Origin of the sequence: Litoreibacter meonggei (assembly GCF_003663885.1) — a bacterium.
Lineage (GTDB): Bacteria > Pseudomonadota > Alphaproteobacteria > Rhodobacterales > Rhodobacteraceae > Litoreibacter > Litoreibacter meonggei.
Genome location: NZ_RCCE01000004.1, coordinates 61,383 through 81,077, shown reverse-complemented (window position 1 = coordinate 81,077; position 19,695 = coordinate 61,383). Strand labels below are relative to the sequence as shown.

The window sequence follows — 19,695 nt, the reverse complement described above, 5'->3', positions numbered from 1 at the left end:
GGCCTACAAAAACGCTCAGGCACTAATGCGTCGTTTTGACCTTCTCGACGGTGAAGAAGAAATCCTCGGGGATGTCGTCTTTAAGCGCGACCTCGTCAGGGATCACATCGGGGCCGGCGAGAAACACATTTGCCCCGAAATAATTGTGCATCCGCGACAGGCGCTCCATCCGTGGGCCGGTCAGGTCGTTGTAGAAGTTGGAATAGTTCTCCGTCGCCTTCAACTCCTCGATCTTTTCGCGGTGCTTGGCGACCGAATATTCATGCGCGGCGCGCAGTTCGGGATCGGCCATCAGGCGGTCAAACTCGGCTTGCAGCAGCGGCAGTTTGGTTTGGGCCGAGGCATTCTCTTCCCAGTTGTTATTCATTCGAAACCAATAACTTAGCCCTTGATCCCGATCCACATGGTTCACCCGCCCACGGTCACGCTTGACCAAGAAGCTCTCGGCAGAGCGTACGGCGTAATGGTTCAACGTCACCAGATCGTACCCGTAGCTGTCCGTGGTCGAGCGCCAGCCGTTGCGAATCAGTTTCTTCGGCATCGGCTGGCCCGACCCGTTCACCCATTTGATCTTGTCCCACAGGTCAGGCTTCAGGCCTTTTGGACGATGCACGCCCATCTTCTTGTAGATGCCAATGTTGCGGAACAGCGTCTTGAACCCCCATGCCTGATGCGGTTTTCGGCACAGCTCTGGCGCGCATTCGGTGAACTGGCTGATCAGGAATTCGTCTTTGTATTCATGTATATCCGCATTGCCAAACAGCCGCCACGTCAGCGAAATCATGTTGGCGTCGCCGACGGCCTTATACAAATCGTCCAACTTGCCATCGCCCACATGGATGTTGATGAACTCGTCCACATCCATCGAAATAGCCCAGCCCGCGTTCTTGAATACGTCTTCGCCGTCCGCGGCGTCCAGCGCCCAGTGTTGTGGTTTCAGGTCAGTGCCCGCGAACTTGTTATCTCGACGCTGCACGATGCCACGCTCTTGTAGCAGGTCCAGCAACTCGTCCGTGCCGTCGTCGCAATCGTTGGTGTAGACAAGGAAATCATCGACTCCGATGGCACGGTGAAAAGCGATCCATTCAAGGATAAACGGCCCCTCGTTCTTCATACAGGTCACGATAACTGTGCGGCCACCATCAATGGCCTTACCTGCGGGCTCTTCCATCTTGCTTTCAGGTGGGCGGACGGGTTTGTGGTCCCAAATATCTTGGGCCATCGCTAAAAGATATTCGTCCTCGATAAGCGAAGTTTTTGGGACCAACTCGGCGGCGTTGTGTTTCGGATGCCTGATCGCCATTGCCCTTAGAAACCCCATGGTTTCATCAGGTTGCGGCTCCGCATCGACAACGCGCACGAAGCGCCAAACCTTGTCGCGCCCCACCCGAGACGGCGCGAGACACCAGCGGCGATTGGCGCGCGGATTGTCAAACTGGCGACAGATGTGATCGCCAAATTTCGGCTGCTTCTTCGGCCGCACACGCCATGGGTAAACGCGCTGACCAACAAGCTGAATAACCCCGACCGAGCTGTCATGCACCGCCTTGAACGGCTGTGCCTCCAACGCCAATAGATCCATCAGGTCAATGTTCATCACAGCGCGCGCGCGCGACAGAAAGCGCCACTTCGCCCATTCATAAAGCGATAGCTCGGCCAAGGGGGAAGTTTGAGGATCGACGGGCAGATTATCCATCCGGTCTTTGCCCGGCGCGTCGGGGGCGTTGAACGGATGCGAAGCCGGTGGCAGGTCTTCCGCACCCAGCGGAACTGCCGACTTCACATGGACTAGACGTTTCAGCCCGATCTTAGCCGCAAGAACTTTAAGTTTCTTCTCGAAACCCTTTTCATTGTTCGGTTTTTCGCGATCCAGCATGAGTACCGCGTTTAGCCCATGCCCGGTCACATGGTACCGCATCCACTCTTCGACCACCTCAATTGGCTCGCCGTTGCGCTCTAGCATACAGACGTTCATATCTTCAAAAAGGTCGGTCTCAGGGCGTTGAACAGGAAGCGTCAATTGCCCCTCTTTCAAGGCTATCTGAATATGATCGGAGGACACCTCCGACATACCCGCCAACAGCGGAGCACCATTGATCGTTCGCAGTTCACTAAATGTGGCGCAACCCTCGCGCGGCTTGGGGTCAAACAGATCGCAAGCTGTGCCGGATTTAAAGAAAACGCGCAGCCACATGCCACCAACAGGGTTTTCCCAACCAATGCAATCAAGCGCGACAATACCTCGATCTTCAACAGTATTCAGTTCGCGTTTTTGGTAGATGTCAGTTTGAGCCATGAACCTGTCCATACCGCCTGATCAGGTCAAGCGCCACCACGTCTGGCAAGTGCGCAGAGCCCTCTGAGAGCAGCAACCGACCGTATAGCTTTAACGTATCTGGGTCCTGCATCAGTTCATCAAAGCGCTGTCGATGCCATGCGCGACAGGCAGCTTGCGTGTCAGCCACTCCGTCCAATGCCAGCAATTCTTGCATCATCGAACGTGTCGCAGGTGCCATTGACGCAATCGTATCGTCTTCGACAGTGTTGAAGTTACGTTCCACCCAATAGGTCAAATCCACCTGCTTTTGCTGGTGGTTTGGCAGGCCTCGCGCCCGTTTCAGGATGAACTCCGAAATCGACCGGACGGAATAGTGGTTCAGCTGCACTAAATCACGGGCAATCGGCGCGCCCCAAAACATGATCTGCCCGTCATTAGCGGCAAGTCCCTCTGCGACCGGCACGCCAGAGCCATCCACGATCCGCGGCAGATCATGGCGATCCGGGTTCTTTTGTTTGGGGCGATGCACACCCAATTGGCGAAATGGGCCATCACGTCGGAACAGGGATTTGAAATAGCTGCCGATCGCCGGATAGAGCAGGTTTTCCGGCGCTGCGCGGGTGAAGCGTCCAATCGTCAAATCCTGTGACAAGTCGACCTTCCCCGCGTGACCAAATAGCCTCCAAGGTAACAAGATCATATCCGCATCAACTTTGGATATCAGGTCGGGAATGGACTTCAGCCCACTACCCAAATTAATAAATTCATCACAATCCATGCACGCGACCCAATCGGCTTCGGCCACGGCGGGATGATCCCAAGCAGCCCTTAGCGCGCGCCATTGCGGTGGCTTCTTGCCATCGTCCAATGGCACATGGGTCACATCGGGAAGCAGATCCAAAAGCGCTTCGGTGCCGTCTTCGCAATCGTTGGTATAGACCAGAAAATCGCTCACGCCTGCCGCGCGGTGATGGGCTATCCATTCCAGCAGATGTGGCCCCTCGTTGCGCATGGTGGTGACGAGTGTGATTTTCATATGATGCCTGCTGCTCTTTTGACCCGTTCTCGACGTGCAACGAATCGCTTTTCCCTGAGTTTTAAACTGTCGCTCGCGAGAATCGAAACATTCATAGACAGGTCGCAAAGAATAACTCGGCGCAAGAGCGGCAGATCAAGGGGCTGACACCTGAAATCTCCACACCGCTTCAAAGGCATCCCCGCCCGCACCAAGCCGGACTAGAAACACCCCGTTGTATCGCAAAACATGTCCGCAAATACAAAAACGGGCACCGTTGGTGCCCTGTTTAATTCGATTATGTAAAGTCTGGTCGGGCTCTAAGCCGCTTTAGCGTAGTAGATATCGCGGAAAACATGCTGCGCAATTTCTTCGCGGCGCAGTCCCATCTTTTCAAGTTGAGCATCGGATCTGGTGTTCAAATGCTCCATCTCACGGAAGCGAGCATTGGCGCTTCCTGCCAGATCCATCGCCTTCAGCAGCGACATAAAGAAGTCACCGACTCGATCATAGAACGAGTTGTGTATTGCGTGGCTGATATTGGCCATGGCGCGTCTCCATTTGCATGCAAGCCTAAACACTCGCCTTGCAACTCATATAGGAACTACGTCCGCACCGGACGACCGACAATCTCGCATTGCTGCATTGCGGCACACGCAACCCTAAGCCGCGGCTTTGATCAGCATGAATAGACCTTCGCGGGAACGTCATAGACTTCCGCAACCTCGGGGATAGCCTCGAAGACAACCGTGTTGCCGCCAACTTCTTTGGCCTTCACTTTCGCCGCACGGCGGGCATCTTTCAGGCCAATATCCTTCAACGGCCCAAATACGGCAGGGATACCGCGCACGTTGCCGATGAACCGGCAACCCGCTACGTCAGCGGCGTTGCTCTCGGTCACGCCCGAGACATCGTAAATCGTGGGTGTACATGCGGCCAACATAGCCGCGAATAGAACTGCGCGCTTCATCTGTACCTCGTAACTCTTGTGGTCGAGCATTTGAGCCATCGTTAACACACGCACTGCGTCATGCATCCCAAAATTGCAGATATGCCGCGCACTCGCTGTTTCCCGCCCAAATAGCCGCGGCTATTTACACCAACAGCCCCGCCCCCTCTGGTCTTGGTCGCGCCAAAGCGTTAGTCACCGCCCAAGAATATGGGGGACCCAATGACCAGCATGACCATCACGAGACCCGATGACTGGCACCTGCACTTGCGCGACGGCGATATGTTGAAGGCAGTCCTGCCCGAAACCGCCCGGCATTTTGGCCGCGCGATTATCATGCCCAACCTGATCCCCCCCGTTGTTACCGCCAAAGACGCCGCCGAGTACCGCGACCGGATCATGGCGGCCAAACCGGACAACTCAAAATTCCAGCCATTGATGACGTTGTATTTGACCGAGGAAACTGACGTCAAAGACCTACGCGCCGCCGCCGAGATCGGGCTGATTCATGCGGTTAAGCTTTACCCTGCAGGGGCCACCACCAATTCCGCCTCTGGCGTGGCGGACTTCTCGAAGGTGCAGCGCGTCCTAGAGAACATGGCCCAGATCGGCCTGCCGCTCTGTGTCCATGGCGAGGTCACCAATCCCGACGTGGACATCTTCGACCGCGAGGCCGTCTTTATTGACACCGTGCTCGACCCGATCCGCCGCTCGGTGCCCGGCCTGCGTGTGGTGATGGAACATATCACCACCAAGCAAGGCGCTGACTATGCGCGCGAGGGCGGCGACACGCTGGCGGCGACGATCACGACGCACCATCTGGTGATCAACCGCAACCACATCCTCGCTGGTGGCATCAAACCGCACTACTACTGCCTGCCTGTCGCCAAGCGTGAAGAGCACCGCCTCGCTCTGCTCAAGGCCGCAACATCCGGCGACAAAAGCTACTTCCTTGGTACGGACTCAGCCCCGCATACCGACGCCAACAAGCTGCTACCCTGCGGGTGCGCGGGTTGCTTCACCGCCACCAACACGATGTCGATCCTTGCGGAAGTGTTCGAGAAGGAAGGCGCGCTGGACAAGCTAGAGAGCTTTACGTCGCTGAACGGTCCGGCCTTCTACCGCATGCTTCCCAACACCGACACCACTACGCTTACAAAGGGCGATCCGGTCACCTATCCCGACCATATCGCCACCCCCCAAGGGGACGTCACCGTGTTCGACCCACAAATGCCGCTGCATTGGAGCGTCACCTAACTTATCATTGCTTCATAAATACCTCCGCCGGAGGCTCCGACCTACGCCACAAGGACCGCCCACATGATCCCGACCACCTACCCCAGCCGCGAAGAAATCGCCCGCCTGTCCGCTTCCATGCTGCTGGAAGTCGGCGCCGTCCATTTCAACGCGCGCGAGCCATTCACCCACGCATCCGGCAAGAAGGCGCCGACTTACGTCGATTGCCGCAAGCTGATCTCCTTCCCGCGCATCCGCACCACATTGATGGATTTTCTCGCCTGCACCGTCATGCGCGACGCAGGCTTCGAGGCGTTCGACAACATCGCAGGCGGTGAGACCGCAGGCATCCCGTTCGGCGCGCTAGTTGCCGAGCGCCTTGAGCTGCCTATGACTTATGTGCGCAAGAAGCCCAAGGGCTACGGTCGCAATGCCCGTATTGAGGGCGTAATGACCGAAGGCCAGCGCGTGCTGCTGGTCGAGGACATGACCACCGATGGCGGCTCTAAAATCAGTTTCGTCGAAGCGATCCGCGAAACCGGTGCGACCTGCGCCCATACCGCAGTTATCTTCTTTTACGACATCTTCCCCGATACCCGTGACGTTCTGGGCGGACATGGCATTGCGCTGCATTCGCTGTGCACGTGGTGGGATGTTCTGGACGTGGCCAAGGAGCAAAATACCTTCGACGAGGAAACCTTAACCGAAGTCGAAAAGTTCCTGCGCAACCCAACCGAATGGCAGGCGGCGCATAGCTGACGAATCGCAGTCGACCGTGCAAAAATCCGCCACTGCGCACCTTTCGATTTTTGAGACTCGCGTAAGGTTGCCGTCGCGTTAAGAGAATCGGTCAAGTTGAGAATTATTTCCCACATGTTGACGAAAGCGGCTTCCAAGCCGCAATATAAACCCTAATCTTACTACACAAAAGTTACCCACAGGATATCCAGATTGATCCGCTTGTCGTGATCCGTCATTGGTCTTGTCCAGGGACAAGGGGACTGTAATGAACGATCTGAGTACGGCGCTAAACGCGGGGCCAGGCGCATCTGTGCATGTGGATGCGGGCGGGGCTTTGCCTCATAATATCGAAGCTGAACAACAGCTTTTAGGCGCAATCCTGACAAATAATGACGTGTTCGACCGCGTCGCTTCCGTCATCACGGCCGAGCACTTCTTCGATCCCGTTCATCGTCGAATCTACGAAACCGCTGCCGCGCGGATTCACAAAAACCTTCTGGTATCCCCTGTCACTCTGAAACCCTATTTTGAGGATGATGAAGGTCTGCAGGAACTGGGCGGTCCCGCCTATCTGGTCCGCCTGCAAGGTGCATCGATTTCTGCTTTTGCCGCCCGCGACTATGCGCAAATGATCTATGATCTCGCAATCCGCCGCGAGCTGATCGAGCTAGGCCAAGAAATTGCCTTGAAAGCCGGCAAGGTTGAAACCGATAGTGATCCGGTCAGCCAGATCGTTGAGGCAGAGCAGCGACTCTATGCCTTGGCCGAGGCGGGCCAGACCGAAAGCGGGTTCCAAAGCTTCCTGAAAGCCGTCACTGACGCAGTCGAGGTCGCGAACGCCGCCTACCAACGCGAAGGCGGGCTTGCGGGTGTCTCCACTGGCCTGATCGACATGGACAAGAAACTTGGCGGACTGCATCGCTCCGACCTTTTGATCCTCGCCGGACGCCCCTCTATGGGGAAAACCTCGCTGGCGACCAACATCGCGTTCAACGTGGCCAAGGCCTACAAAAAAGGCATCACACATGACGGCACCGAGGGGGCGATTGAAGGCGGCTCCGTCGGGTTCTTCTCGCTCGAGATGAGCGCCGAGCAGCTTGCGGCACGTGTGTTGTCGGAAGCCTCCGAAGTCCCGTCCGAGCAAATCCGCCGCGGTGACATGAACGAAACCGAGTTCCGCCGCTTCGTTGAAGCCGCCAAGGCGCTCGAATCCTGCCCGTTATTCATCGACGACACGCCCGCCCTGCCCATCTCGCAGCTCGCCGCTCGCGCGCGCCGCCTGAAGCGGACCCATGGTTTGGACGTGCTGATCATCGACTACTTGCAACTGGTGCGCCCTGCGACCGCCAAAGACAGCCGTGTGAACGAGGTATCGGAAATCACCCAAGGCCTTAAAGCCATCGCCAAGGAACTCGAAATCCCCGTAATCGCCCTGTCCCAGTTGTCACGGAACGTGGAAAGCCGCGAAGACAAGCGCCCGCAGTTGTCCGACCTTCGCGAATCCGGCTCGATTGAGCAGGATGCCGACGTGGTGATGTTTGTGTACCGCGAGGAGTATTACAAAGAGCGTGAGAAGCCCGCCGACCACGAGCTGGAAAAAATGGCGAACTGGCAAAACGAGATGTCGCATTGCCACGGCAAAGCCGAGGTTATCATCGGCAAGCAGCGCCACGGCCCCATCGGGTCGGTCGAGCTGTCATTCGAAGGTCGGTTTACCCGCTTTGGCAACCTGATCAAGCCATGGCAGGACGGCGCGGGCGAAGGTGGCGGCGAGTTTTAGAACTCAACAGATGCGACTCAGCTAAAATTGTGGTATGGATATTGATAGAAGCCAGTCCGTCCTGCTCTAATTCCAGGAAAACCCTCTTAACATATAGCAGGTGAGAGGCTTCCAAGAACCGCCGCAACCCAGCGGCGGTTCTGGCTTTTCAAACCTACTTCTTGCGGCCGTCGATATGCTTGCGCAGCTTGGACGGCGGCGCTTTCTTGCGTCCTTTGAACGGATTGTCCTCGTTTTGCGAACGCATGAACAGGCGGATCGGCGTGCCCGGCATGTCGAAATCCTCGCGCAGACCGTTCACCAGATACCGCGAGTAACTTGCAGGCAGCAGATCAGGATGCGAGGCCATCACCACGAATCCCGGCGGACGGGCCTTCACTTGCGTCATGTAGCGCAGCTTGATGCGCTTGCCTTGCGGTGCGGGCGGCGGGTGCTGCTCCAGCATTCCCACCAGCCAGCGGTTCAACGCCGAGGTGCTGACACGGCGGTTCCAGACTTGGTGTGCTTCCAAAATAGCGTCGTGCAGACGCTCCAATCCCCTGCCCGTCAGCGCGGACACGGTGATCAGCGGCGCGCCGCGCAGTTGTGGCAACAGGCGTCCAAACTGCTCTTTCAGCTGTTTGAGCTTGTCCTGCTTGTCGCCTTCCAAATCCCACTTGTTGACGGCCAGCACCACCGCTCGGCCCTCGCGTTCGGCCAGATCGGCGATGCGCAAATCTTGTTGCTCGAACGGTATATCCACGTCCAAAAGTACCACCACGACCTCGGCGAATTTCACCGCGCGCAAGCCGTCGGACACCGACAGCTTTTCCAGCTTGTCCTGAATCTTGGCCTTCTTGCGCATCCCCGCCGTGTCGAAAATCCGCATCGGTGTGCCGGACCAATCGGTCATCACGGAAATCGCGTCACGGGTGATTCCCGCCTCCGGCCCCGTCAGCAATCGCTCCTCGCCAATGATCTTGTTGATCAGGGTCGACTTGCCCGCATTGGGCCGCCCAACAACAGCAATTTGCAAGGGTTTAGAAGGTGTTGGAGGGATGTATTCAACCACTTCGTCTTCATCATGTTCCTCGTCAACATCGGTCAGATCAACGTCAACTTCGGGGGTGTAGTCCTCATTCTCTTCCTCGGCCAAATCAATCAGCGGACGCAGCACATATGTCAGATCGGCCATGCCTTCGCCATGCTCGGCGGACAGGCCCAACGGCTCGCCCAGGCCCAAGGAATAGGCTTCCATCAACCCCGCCTCGCCCGCTTTACCTTCCGCCTTATTGGCGGCGAGGATAACGTGGGCGTTTTTCTTGCGCAAGATGTCCGCGAAAATCTCGTCGGCAGGCAGCACGCCCGCACGGGCGTCAATCAGGAACAGGCAGGCATCAGCCATTTCCACCGCGCGCTCGGTCAGCATCCGCATCCGGCCTTGCAGCGACTCATCAGTGGCCATTTCCAGACCGGCGGTGTCGATGATGGTGAATTTCAGATCCCCCAGCCGCGCCGACCCTTCCCGCAGGTCGCGGGTAACGCCCGGTTGGTCATCGACCAGCGCCAGACGCTTGCCCACCAGACGGTTGAACAGCGTGGATTTGCCCACATTGGGACGGCCCACAATGGCGAGGGTGAAAGACATGACAATAGCTCCGGTGATCGGTCAGAGGCGCGTCATACAGGCAAATGCCGTCAACGGAAAGCGGCGAGTTGTCCCTTAGCCGTCATCACGTAGAGCGTGCCGTTGACGATTGCTGGTGCCGACGCAGCGCCGCCCTTTAGCGCCGTGGTGCCGACAAGTGCGCCCGTTGCAGGGTCATAGCTGCGGATTTGGCCATCATTGGAGGCCACCACAAGCCGACCACCTGCCAGCACAGGACCGAAATGCGCATAGATTTCGTCACGTTTGCGAATTTTGCGTTGCGTATAATATGGCAGTTCCACACCCCAAATACGTTCGCCGGTTGCCAGATCAAGGCGCAGCAACTCGTTGCGGTCTGAGACAAGGAATACGCTGTCACCGGAAGGCCAGACAGGTGAGTACGCGCCTTCATTTGCCGTCCAGATGCGCTCGCCTGAGGAGGCTTTCATCGCCACGACACGTCCAGCTTGGTTGGCCGCGTAGATCACACCGTCAACGATCACCGGATCGCCTGTTACGTCGGAGAGGCTGGCATAAGCAACGCCCTTGCGCTGCCCGGCCACCGAGGATCCCCAAACGCGGATTCCCGACTTCTTCAACGCCCCGGCCAACTCGCCGGAGCCGAACGGGAACACCACCAGACGCGGCGCGATTGCGGGGCCAGCCCCGCCGTTGATCACAGAATTGGACGGAGTACCGGGCAATTGCCACTTGATGCGCCCCAGTTTCGTGTCGAGCGCCCAAGCCTGACTGTCCCGGCTGACCACGTAGACCAAATCACCATCGACAGTCGGTGCAGATGTCAGCGGCGCGTCCAGTTTCTGGCGCCACCTCACTGCGCCGGAGGTGGCCTCGATCGCGAACAACTCGCCAAAGCCTGTCGTTGCGTAAATAGTGCCGTCTGCAAAAGACAATCCGCCGCCAGTGGCATCACCATCCTTGTCCGTGGCAGGGATCAATGCACGGCTCCACAATGTGGCCCCGTCTGAGCCCGTGGCAACAACAGTCGACGCGCTGTCCATGGTAAACACCCGACCGCCGGCGACTATGGGATCAGCGGTGATACGTGCTTTGCGGCTGTTGCCCTTGCCAATATTGGCGGTCCAGATCGGTGTAAGCGTCGCGTTCAGCGCGGGATGGGCTACCTTGTGGGCCGTATTGCCGCCGCGATGGGTCCAGCTGGAATGGTTTACTTGTGCAGGTCCGCGGAATTCTTTGGTCAGGTTCGCCTCGCGTCCCCCGACGCCAACGGCTCCATCAGTGCCCGGCAGCGGCGCGCGGATGTCATAGCGCTCGCCATCCAGCACCAACTCGTCTTCGCCGCATGCGCCTAGCGCCAGTACTGCGCACATCGCCACGCCCGTCAGTGACGTCTTGGAAAATCTCAAGCCCATAGCCCCTGCTGACCCTCTCTCGTACTATTCTGCCGCGCTGTTTCGCGCGCGGTCATCTGGTCTGTCTCGGGCAACGCCCGTATGTTACTGCGCTTCCGCAAGGTTGCCGCCCAGTGCCACAATCAACTCTGAGGCGCGTCGTTGCAAGCCCGCTGTGATATTCGCCGAATCCAGCAGCCCACGAAGGATAGTGATGGCCTCCTCCGGTTTGCCGGTTTCAACTGCGATTAATGCCAGTTGCTCCTCGGCCAGCGGCTGGAATGGCGCGCCGGGCGCGGCAAGTGCCTCGAATGCTGCGCTGCGCTCTTCTACCGGGGTCTCCGGAGGCAAAGCCAAAGCGCGTTTCAGTTCGGCAAGCGCGACATAGACCGCAGGCGCGCCTTCGGTCGCGATGACCTTATCAAGTTGCGCGAGTCCAAATTCGGAGTTGCCGCCCGACAGGGCATCAGCGGCGGCCAGTTGTCCCGCTATCGCGGTTTGCTCCGGATTTGCCGTAGGCACGGTGGCCAGAGTCGCCCCGGCATCGTTCGCCTCGATCCCAGCGAGAAGCACGTCGCCAAAACTCTCGGCTTCTGCCTTGATCGACGCCTTGCGGTATTCGTTATAGGCCGCACCGCCCACGATCAGCAGCACAACCAGCACTGCAACCCAGCCCCACTTCTTGATAAGCGCGAACAGGCGGTCGCGGCGAACCTCTTCGGTTACCTCTTCGATGAAGCTGTCAGTTTGGCTCACAGGTGTTCTCCGTCTATGTGTTGCGCGAGGCATACCCCGAAGGGTTAAACCTTGCCAAGGGCAAAGGCGCATAGACCAAAAAGCTCTGTTTTGCATAGTTAAGACATAAATACCCTTATACGCGCACATGTGTTGCGCGGGTATACGGATTTCAGGCCCTTGCAGCCAGCAGGACATAAATGTAATCTGAACCGGTCGGTTTAGCGTATCATTATGCACTGACCAACGAAATATAGCCGTTTTCGGCACAGGGATTATAGTAATGCGCTTTTTTTCGATCATCACTGCTATCGTGGTGACCCTCGCCCTTTACCTTATCGTGTTCGAACGCGATCGTCTTTTGTCGTTTGCATCCGGTGGCACGGAGGCTCCTGTTGCCGAGGAAGTGGCCGAAACATCAGACGCTGAAACACCTACCGCCACGGAAGGCGCGCGGGTTGTTTCCGTTGTTGCTATTCGGTCCGCGGCGCAAGCCATCGACAATGCCGTGCTGTTGCGTGGTCGTACCGAAGCGGCTCGTCAGGTTGACGTCCGTGCCGAAACCTCCGGCTTGGTCAATTCCGAACCGCTACGAAAAGGCTCTTATGTCGAAGCTGGCCAGTTGTTGTGCGAGATTGCCCCCGGCACCCGCCAAGTGGCATTGGCCGAAGCGCAAGCTCGGCTTCCTGAAGCCAAAGCCCGCCTCCCGGAAGCTGAAGGCCGTGTGCTAGAAGCCGAAGCGCGGTTGAAAGAAGCACGGATCAACGACAACGCTGCCAAGCAGCTTTCCGCCGATGGCTTCGCCTCTGATATCCGCGTGGCAGGAACACAGGCTTCCGTGCAGTCTGCGCTGGCCGCGGTCGAAACCGCGCGCGCCGGTGTAGAGAGCGCACGCGCTGGCATTCTGGGTGCTGAAGCCGCAATCGCATCTGCCGAAAACGAGATCAGCCGCTTGCAAATCACAGCCCCCTTCGCCGGATTGTTGGAAACTGACACCGCTGAGCTTGGCGCATTGATGCAGCCCGGTGGGCTGTGTGCAACGATCATCCAGTTGAACCCGATCAAACTGGTGGCATTCGTGCCGGAAACGGACGTCGCCAAGGTCGCTGTTGGTGCACGCGCTGGTGGCCGCACCACAGCCAATCAAATCGTCGAAGGGCGCGTGACTTTCATGTCCCGCTCGTCCGATCCTGAAACCCGCACCTTCCGCGTCGAGATCACCGTCGACAATGACGATCTGCAGCTGCGCGATGGCCAAACTGCAGAAATCCTGATCGGTGCCGAAGGACAAAAAGCCCATCTGATCCCCGCCTCCGCACTGACCTTGAACGATGAAGGCACGCTTGGCTTGCAGATTGCGACGGAAGACAACAAGGCGGCATTTACGCCAGTGTCCATCCTTCGCGATACCGCTGAGGGCATGTGGGTCGCGGGCCTCGCGGAAGAGGTTTCAGTGATCATAGTCGGACAGGAATATGTGACTGACGGGGTGGCGATCAAAGCAACTTACGCGGAGACCAAATCATGACCGGCTTGGTCGATTGGGCGGGCGAACGCGCCCGCATGATCATCGCCTTCATCGTGATGTCGGTGGTGATTGGCGCGTTCGCCTATACCGGACTGCCAAAAGAGGGCGAGCCGGACATCGAGATTCCGGCGCTATTTGTTTCCGTCCCTTTCCCGGGCATCTCTGCCGAGGATAGCGAGAAGCTGCTTGTGAAGGTCATGGAGGCCAAGCTGCAAGACCTCGACGGGCTGAAAACCCTGTCCGGCACCGCGTCCGAGAACTACGCGGGCGTCGCGATGGAGTTCGAATTTGGCTGGGACAAGACCAAAATCCTTGCCGATGTGCGCGACAAGATGGGGCAGGCTCAGGCCGAGTTTCCTGAAGGCGCAGAGCAATATAACCTGATCGAAATCAACTTCTCCGAGTTCCCGATTATCATCGTGTCGCTGTCAGGCGACCTACCCGAGCGCACGCTTTTGCAGGTCGCCAAAGGCCTGCAAGATACGATCGAGGCCATGCCTCCGATCTTGGAGGCTGGCCTCGCCGGTCACCGCGATGAGATGCTGGAGGTCATCATCGACCCACTGGCACTTGAGGCCTACAACGTCTCGGCGGGTGAGTTGATCAATGTGGTCAATAACAACAACCTGCTGATCGCTGCGGGCGAGGTGGAGACGGACCAAGGCGCGTTCTCGGTCAAAATTCCCGCCTCCTTCGACGAGCCGCTGGACGTCTATGAGCTTCCCATCAAGGTCAACGGCGACCGCGTCGTCACGCTGGGCGAGTTGGCCGACATCCGGCTGACATTCGAAGACCGCACCGGCACCGCCCGCTTCAACGGCAACGATACGGTGGCCCTGCAAGTCGTGAAGCGTAAAGGCTACAACATCATCGACACCGCGCAACTGGTACGCGACACGGTCGCAGAAGCGCAGACCAAATGGCCGCAAGAGCTGCAAGAAGCTATCCGCGTGGACGTAACCCTCGATCAGTCCAAGCAAGTCGAAAACATGGTCCAACAGCTGGAAGGCTCCGTGCTAACGGCTATCGCGCTGGTGATGATCGTGGTTTTGGCATCCCTTGGCACACGTTCCGCGTTGCTGGTCGGCTTTGCTATTCCGACCTCGTTCCTGCTGTGCTTTATCCTGCTTGGCATCATGGGCATCTCGATCTCGAACATCGTCATGTTCGGTCTGATTCTTGCCGTGGGGATGCTGGTCGACGGGGCCATCGTTGTGGTGGAATACGCCGACAAACGCATCGACGAAGGTGCGGGGCCCATGGAAGCCTACACCGACGCTGCCAAACGCATGTTCTGGCCCATTGTGTCGTCAACAGCCACGACCCTGTGCGCCTTCCTGCCGATGTTGTTCTGGCCCGGCGTTCCGGGTGAGTTCATGGGTATGTTGCCCGTCACGTTAATCTTCGTTTTGTCAGCCTCGCTGATCGTGGCGTTGATCTACCTGCCCGTCATGGGCGGCGTGTCTGGCCGCGTTTCGCGCATGATCACCCGCGCGTCAGGATTCCTGCGCAAGTTCAACATCGTCATCCGGTTGGCACTTGTTGCCGTCGCGATGTTTGGCCTGTTCGTCGCGGCGATGCAGCTGTTGAACCCGAGCTACCTGCTGCCGATCCCGCGTGGGCAAGGTGGCGTCGGGGTAATGGTCTTTAGTGGCGGGTTCTTCATCGCCATGGCGATGTTTGCCTCAACAGCGATGGGCGCAGTCTCCCGCCCCCGCCGCGAGCGCCGCATCAACGCCGGTTACCGCCGGACCCCGTTCGGGCATTTCACACAGTTTATTTCGGGCAACCCGATCATGCCACTGGTCGCTATCGGCGCGGTCGGTGCATTCGTCTTCGTCACATTCATAACCTTCTCGGCCAACAATAACGGGGTGGAATTCTTCGTCGACTCTGAAACCGAGCAGGCCATTGTCTATGTGCGCGCCCGCGGCAACCTCAGCCTAAAGGAAAAGGACAATCTTGTTCGTCAGGTCGAGGCCCAAATCGCGACTGTCGACGGAATTGACTCCATCTTCGCCTTTGCCGGACAAGGCGGGCTGGACACCAATACCGGCGGCGCAACCGGCCCGCTGGACACAGTGGGGCAAATCCAGATTGAATTGGCCGAATGGGGTCATCGGCGTGATGATCTCGTGATCCTCGCGGAAATGCAGGCCAAAATGGATGCCATCCCCGGCATTTACACTGAAATCCTAAGCCAGGATCGCGGTCCCGCGGGCGGCAAGCCGGTGAACTTGCGCCTCAAGGGTGACAACTGGGAAGACCTGCAAGAGGCCACCCGCATCGCGCGGGCGAAATTCGAGACGATCGACGGCCTCATAACAATAGAGGACACCCTGCCCCTGCCCGGCATAGACTGGCAGATCGACGTCGATGTGGAGGCCGCAGGCCGCTACAAGGCCGACGTCGCCACCGTGGGCGCGATGGTGCAACTGGTCACCCGTGGGCTGCTGCTCGATACGATGCGGGTCGACAGTTCCGACGAGGAAATCGAAATCCGCGTCCGCCTACCCGAAGAGAGCCGCGTGCTGTCTACCTTGGACAACCTCAAGGTCCGCACACCCGACGGTCTAATCCCGCTGTCGAATTTTATCTCGCGCAAACCCGTTGCCAAACTCGGCCAGATCGACCGCGTGGACCAGACGCGGTTCTTCGACGTAAAGGCGGATGTGGCACCTGACCTAAAGACAGAAGATGGCGAAATCATCAACGCCAACGAGCGCATTGCCTACATCACCAACTGGCTGGAGACGGAAACGCCCCTGCCCGCGTCGGTCAGTTTTGAATGGGCCGGCGACACCGAGGAAGAGGCCGAAAGTCAGGCCTTCCTCGGCAACGCATTCCTCGCCGCCCTGGGGCTGATGTTCGTGATCCTGCTGGCGCAGTTCAACTCGTTCTACAACTCGGTGCTGGTGCTGCTGGCGGTAATCTTGTCCACCACAGGAGTGCTGATCGGGATGCTGGTCATGGATCAGGCGTTTTCCATTATCATGACCGGTACAGGCGTCGTCGCGCTGGCTGGGATTGTGGTGAACAATAACATTGTTCTGATCGACACCTACCAGGAATACTCGCGCTACATGCCGCGTCTGGAAGCGATCACCCGCACCGCCGAGGCCCGTATCCGCCCCGTGTTGCTGACCACCATTACCACCATGGCAGGCCTGACGCCGATGATGTTCGGCCTCAGCCTCGACTTCTTGGGGGGCGGCTACTCCATCGGCAGCCCGACGGCATTGTGGTGGACGCAACTGGCCACAGCCGTGGTGTTCGGCCTTGGTGTCGCCACCGTCCTGACGCTGGTCCTGACCCCCGCCATGCTGGCCCTTCGTGTGTGGATTTCCATCGGGGCCTATGCCTCGGTCCGTCAGTTGCGCGCCTTGGGTGGACGCGGCTCGCAAACTGCTCGTGATCTGGCGTTGAACAAAAACGCCCGCAAAGTGCGTGATCCACTGATCTTGTGGTCCGATCCTTCGGAACCGGAAGCACGCAGTAGTGGCGACGTTCTGAAAGCGGCGCAGAAAACTCTGAAAGCCGCCAAGGAAAAACTGGCCAAAACAGCAGAAGACTTGGACGCGTTGAAGCCGACCGACGCCGAAAGCAACGATTCCAAAAACGGGCCAAAAGATGGGTCAAAACCCTCTCGTTTGCGCGCGGCGGAATAGGGCCTCACAGGTCAAGGGCCGCCAAAAGCCCTTGACCTCCCCGCCCCCATGTCTCACCCAGACCCTATGGGAACCGGAACTCTACATATCGACCTGAACGCGCTGGTGGACAACTGGCAGGTGCTGGATCGCCAATCCGCGACCGAAACGGGCGCTGTGGTCAAAGCCGACGGCTACGGTCTGGGCGCAGGCCGCGTGGCGAAGGCACTGGCCGGTGCCGGTGTGCGCACTTTCTTTGTGGCCGCCGTCGAAGAAGCGACCGCCTTGCGCGCGACGCTGGGCCAAGACCCTGTGATCTATGTCTTTTCCGGCCATATGGACGGTGACACACAAACGCTGTCCGACCTTGGCGCTGTTCCCTTGCTGAATTCCCCTGAACAGGTTTCCCGCCACCAAGCTCGTCTGCCGGACCATCCGTTCGGGCTGCAAATTGACACCGGCATGAACCGCCTCGGGATCGAGGCTTATGACTGGTCGCCCGAGATGAGCCAGGACGCCTCGCTGGTGATGTCCCATCTGGCTTGTGCCGACGAACCGGATCATCAGGGCAATACGGACCAACTCAAGGCCTTTCTGGAAATGACCGCGGGCCTGCTCGCCCCCCGCTCGCTGGCAGCGACGGGTGGCATCCTGCTTGGCCCCGAATACCATTTCGACATGACCCGCCCCGGCATCGGCCTTTATGGCGGGCTGCCCTTCGAGGGGGCCAAAACCGTGGCGCGGCTGGACCTGCCGGTGATCCAGACCCGCACCATTAAAGCGGGCGAGGCCGTGGGCTACGCACACTCCTTCATCGCCGATAAGCCACGCACGATTGCCACCGTTGCGGGTGGCTATGCTGACGGATTGATCCGCGCGCTGTCCGGCAACGCCACGCTTTATGCGGGCGACACGCCTTGCCCATTGGTTGGTCGTGTGTCGATGGACTTGATAACTGTGGACGTGACCCATCTGGACGCGGTGCCGGACCACCTGACCATCCTCGGCCCGCAGCAAAGCGTGGACACGCTGGCCGACGCCGCTGGCACCATCGGGTATGAAGTTCTGACCTCGCTCGGCCATCGCTACAAGCGGTCCTATTCATGAGCCATGTCTTTTCGCCCTTGGCCATTCTTGGCGCACTGACCCTGTCGGCGCTGGCCGCCTTAGGCCGCTTGGCAATCTTCACCGGCCAGACCTTCGCCCATATGATCCGTCCGCCGTTCTATCTCAAGGAATTCGGCGCGGCGTTGATGAATGTCGGCTACTTCTCCCTGCCCGTCATCGGCCTGACCACCCTGTTCACCGGCGGCGCACTGGCCTTGCAAATCTACGCAGGCGGCGCGCGCTTCAGCGCCGAGGCCGTGGTGCCGCAAATCGTCGCCATCGGCATCGTGCGCGAGCTTGGCCCCGTGATGGTCGGCCTGATGATAGCCGCCCGCGTGACCTCCTCCATCGCCGCCGAGATTGCCACCATGAAGGTGACCGAGCAGCTGGACGCGCTGGTGACCCTCTCCACCCATCCGATGAAATACCTCACCGTGCCGCGCGTGCTGGCGGGCATCATCGTCGTGCCAGCACTGGTCGCCGTGGGCAATATCATCGGCATCATGGGGGGCTGGGCCGTGGCCGTGGGTACTCTGGACTTCAATTCGGCGACCTACCTGCAAAACACCTCGGACTTTCTAGAAACCTCCGACATCGTGACATCGCTGGCCAAAGGTGCGGTGAACGGTGGCATCGCCACCTTGATGGGCTGCTACTACGGCATGAACTCCGGTCGTGGGGCGATGGGCGTGGGCAAGGCCACCAAAGGCTCGGTCGAGGCGGCTGCCGTGCTGATCCTTGCCGCCAACTTCATCCTAACGGGGATATTCTTCTCGTCATGATCCGTTTTGAAGACGTCCATAAAGCCTTCGGCTCCAACCACGTCCTACGCGGCGTGAATCTGCATATCCCCAAGGGCGAGAGCATGGTGATCATCGGCGGCTCCGGCACCGGCAAATCCGTGGCGCTGAAGTCGGTGCTGGGGCTAGTGAAGCCCGATAGCGGCACCATTCTGGTGGACGGTAAAGATTCGACCAAAGGCGACCACGACGCCTTCCTCGCCCGCTTCGGGATGCTGTTCCAAGGTGGTGCGTTGTTCGACAGCCTGCCCGTGTGGCAAAACGTGGCCTTCCGCCTGATGCGCGGTTCGCTCAAGCGGCCCGCCGAGGAAGCCCGCGCCATCGCCGTCGAGAAGTTGCGCCGCGTGGGTCTGAAAGAAGAGGTCGCCGACCGCTATCCGGCAGAGCTCTCCGGCGGCATGCAAAAACGTGTGGGCCTTGCCCGGGCCATCGCGGCCGAGCCAGAGATCATCTTCTTCGACGAACCGACGACCGGCCTCGACCCGATCATGTCCGGCGTCATCAACGACCTGATCCGCGAGATCGTGGTGGAAATGGGCGCGACCGCCATGACCATCACTCACGATATGTCGAGCGTCCGCGCCATCGCCGACAAGGTGGCGATGCTGCATGACGGGGTGATCCAATGGACTGGCCCCGTGGCCGATCTTGACAACTCCGGCGATCCCTATGTGACTCAGTTCATCTCCGGCAGCGCCGAGGGGCCGATCGAAGCTGTGCGGTAGCGAGCTGTTTCCAATCAAGAAACAATTCCCCCGATCCCTCACGATTTAACGGTAGCGTCCTGAAACTACGCCACATTTCCGACAAAATTCCCCGTGGCCAATCGGCGGATCTCCGCTAAAATGGCTTAAGAGTTTGTTAACGGTGCTTTTTTGG

15 protein-coding genes are annotated in these 19,695 nt (G+C 58.7%); 8 read left to right on the top strand and 7 right to left on the bottom strand.

From position 1 onward, the window contains the following. Positions 1 to 22: 22 nt before the first annotated feature. From BCF46_RS20195 to BCF46_RS12305, 4 genes are all read right to left on the bottom strand, one after another. The gene (locus BCF46_RS20195) at positions 23 to 1,114 is read right to left on the bottom strand and encodes a glycosyltransferase family 2 protein (RefSeq protein ID WP_425454425.1); all 1,092 of its coding nucleotides are present in this window, start codon (positions 1,112 to 1,114) and stop codon (positions 23 to 25) included. Positions 1,115 to 2,282: 1,168 nt separating this feature from the next. Further along, positions 2,283 to 3,314, bottom strand: a complete 1,032-nt coding sequence (locus BCF46_RS12315) for a glycosyltransferase family 2 protein (RefSeq protein ID WP_245990099.1) — start codon at positions 3,312 to 3,314, stop codon at positions 2,283 to 2,285. 299 nt (positions 3,315 to 3,613) lie between these two features. Then, positions 3,614 to 3,841, bottom strand: coding sequence for a hypothetical protein (locus BCF46_RS12310; protein ID WP_121024696.1), 228 nt, complete (start codon positions 3,839 to 3,841; stop codon positions 3,614 to 3,616). A gap of 131 nt (positions 3,842 to 3,972) precedes the next feature. Further along, complete coding sequence (locus tag BCF46_RS12305) at positions 3,973 to 4,293, bottom strand: DUF4156 domain-containing protein (protein ID WP_211332813.1); 321 nt, start codon at positions 4,291 to 4,293, stop codon at positions 3,973 to 3,975. Positions 4,294 to 4,464: 171 nt separating this feature from the next. Here BCF46_RS12305 and pyrC point away from each other — a divergent pair, with 171 nt between their 5' ends. The 3 genes from pyrC (at position 4,465) to BCF46_RS12290 (ending at position 7,999) form a co-directional block, all read left to right on the top strand. Further along, positions 4,465 to 5,499: a dihydroorotase gene (pyrC, locus tag BCF46_RS12300; RefSeq protein ID WP_121024693.1), complete on the top strand. Its 1,035-nt coding sequence runs from the start codon at positions 4,465 to 4,467 to the stop codon at positions 5,497 to 5,499. A gap of 63 nt (positions 5,500 to 5,562) precedes the next feature. Next, the gene (locus BCF46_RS12295; RefSeq protein WP_121024691.1) at positions 5,563 to 6,237 is read left to right on the top strand and encodes an orotate phosphoribosyltransferase; all 675 of its coding nucleotides are present in this window, start codon (positions 5,563 to 5,565) and stop codon (positions 6,235 to 6,237) included. A 247-nt stretch (positions 6,238 to 6,484) separates the two neighbouring features. Further along, entirely contained in the window at positions 6,485 to 7,999 is a 1,515-nt protein-coding gene (locus BCF46_RS12290) for a replicative DNA helicase (protein ID WP_121024689.1), read from the top strand. 154 nt (positions 8,000 to 8,153) lie between these two features. On the opposite strand, the gene der is transcribed toward BCF46_RS12290, so the two are convergent. From der to BCF46_RS12275, 3 genes are all read right to left on the bottom strand, one after another. Continuing rightward, entirely contained in the window at positions 8,154 to 9,626 is a 1,473-nt protein-coding gene (der, locus tag BCF46_RS12285) for a ribosome biogenesis GTPase Der (RefSeq protein WP_121024687.1), read from the bottom strand. Between the two features lie 50 nt (positions 9,627 to 9,676). Then, complete coding sequence (locus BCF46_RS12280) at positions 9,677 to 11,020, bottom strand: PQQ-like beta-propeller repeat protein (RefSeq protein WP_121024685.1); 1,344 nt, start codon at positions 11,018 to 11,020, stop codon at positions 9,677 to 9,679. Between the two features lie 84 nt (positions 11,021 to 11,104). Continuing rightward, on the bottom strand, positions 11,105 to 11,755 hold the full coding sequence (locus tag BCF46_RS12275; protein WP_121024683.1) for a hypothetical protein: 651 nt from the start codon (positions 11,753 to 11,755) through the stop codon (positions 11,105 to 11,107). 262 nt (positions 11,756 to 12,017) lie between these two features. Here BCF46_RS12275 and BCF46_RS12270 point away from each other — a divergent pair, with 262 nt between their 5' ends. The 5 genes from BCF46_RS12270 to BCF46_RS12250 all read left to right on the top strand — a co-directional run bounded on the left by BCF46_RS12270 (position 12,018) and on the right by BCF46_RS12250 (position 19,541). Next, positions 12,018 to 13,262 (top strand): efflux RND transporter periplasmic adaptor subunit, encoded by a 1,245-nt coding sequence (locus BCF46_RS12270; RefSeq protein ID WP_121024681.1) that lies wholly within the window; start codon positions 12,018 to 12,020, stop codon positions 13,260 to 13,262. Then, positions 13,259 to 16,930, top strand: a complete 3,672-nt coding sequence (locus tag BCF46_RS12265) for an efflux RND transporter permease subunit (protein WP_121024679.1) — start codon at positions 13,259 to 13,261, stop codon at positions 16,928 to 16,930. Before BCF46_RS12270 ends, BCF46_RS12265 begins: the two co-directional genes overlap by 4 nt. A gap of 66 nt (positions 16,931 to 16,996) precedes the next feature. After that, positions 16,997 to 18,016: an alanine racemase gene (gene alr / locus BCF46_RS12260; RefSeq protein ID WP_121024677.1), complete on the top strand. Its 1,020-nt coding sequence runs from the start codon at positions 16,997 to 16,999 to the stop codon at positions 18,014 to 18,016. Continuing rightward, positions 18,013 to 18,798: an MlaE family ABC transporter permease gene (locus tag BCF46_RS12255; RefSeq protein ID WP_121024675.1), complete on the top strand. Its 786-nt coding sequence runs from the start codon at positions 18,013 to 18,015 to the stop codon at positions 18,796 to 18,798. The genes alr and BCF46_RS12255 overlap by 4 nt, the downstream gene beginning before the upstream one ends. After that, positions 18,795 to 19,541 (top strand): ABC transporter ATP-binding protein, encoded by a 747-nt coding sequence (locus tag BCF46_RS12250; protein WP_121024673.1) that lies wholly within the window; start codon positions 18,795 to 18,797, stop codon positions 19,539 to 19,541. The genes BCF46_RS12255 and BCF46_RS12250 overlap by 4 nt, the downstream gene beginning before the upstream one ends. The last annotated feature ends 154 nt before the right edge of the window (positions 19,542 to 19,695 follow it).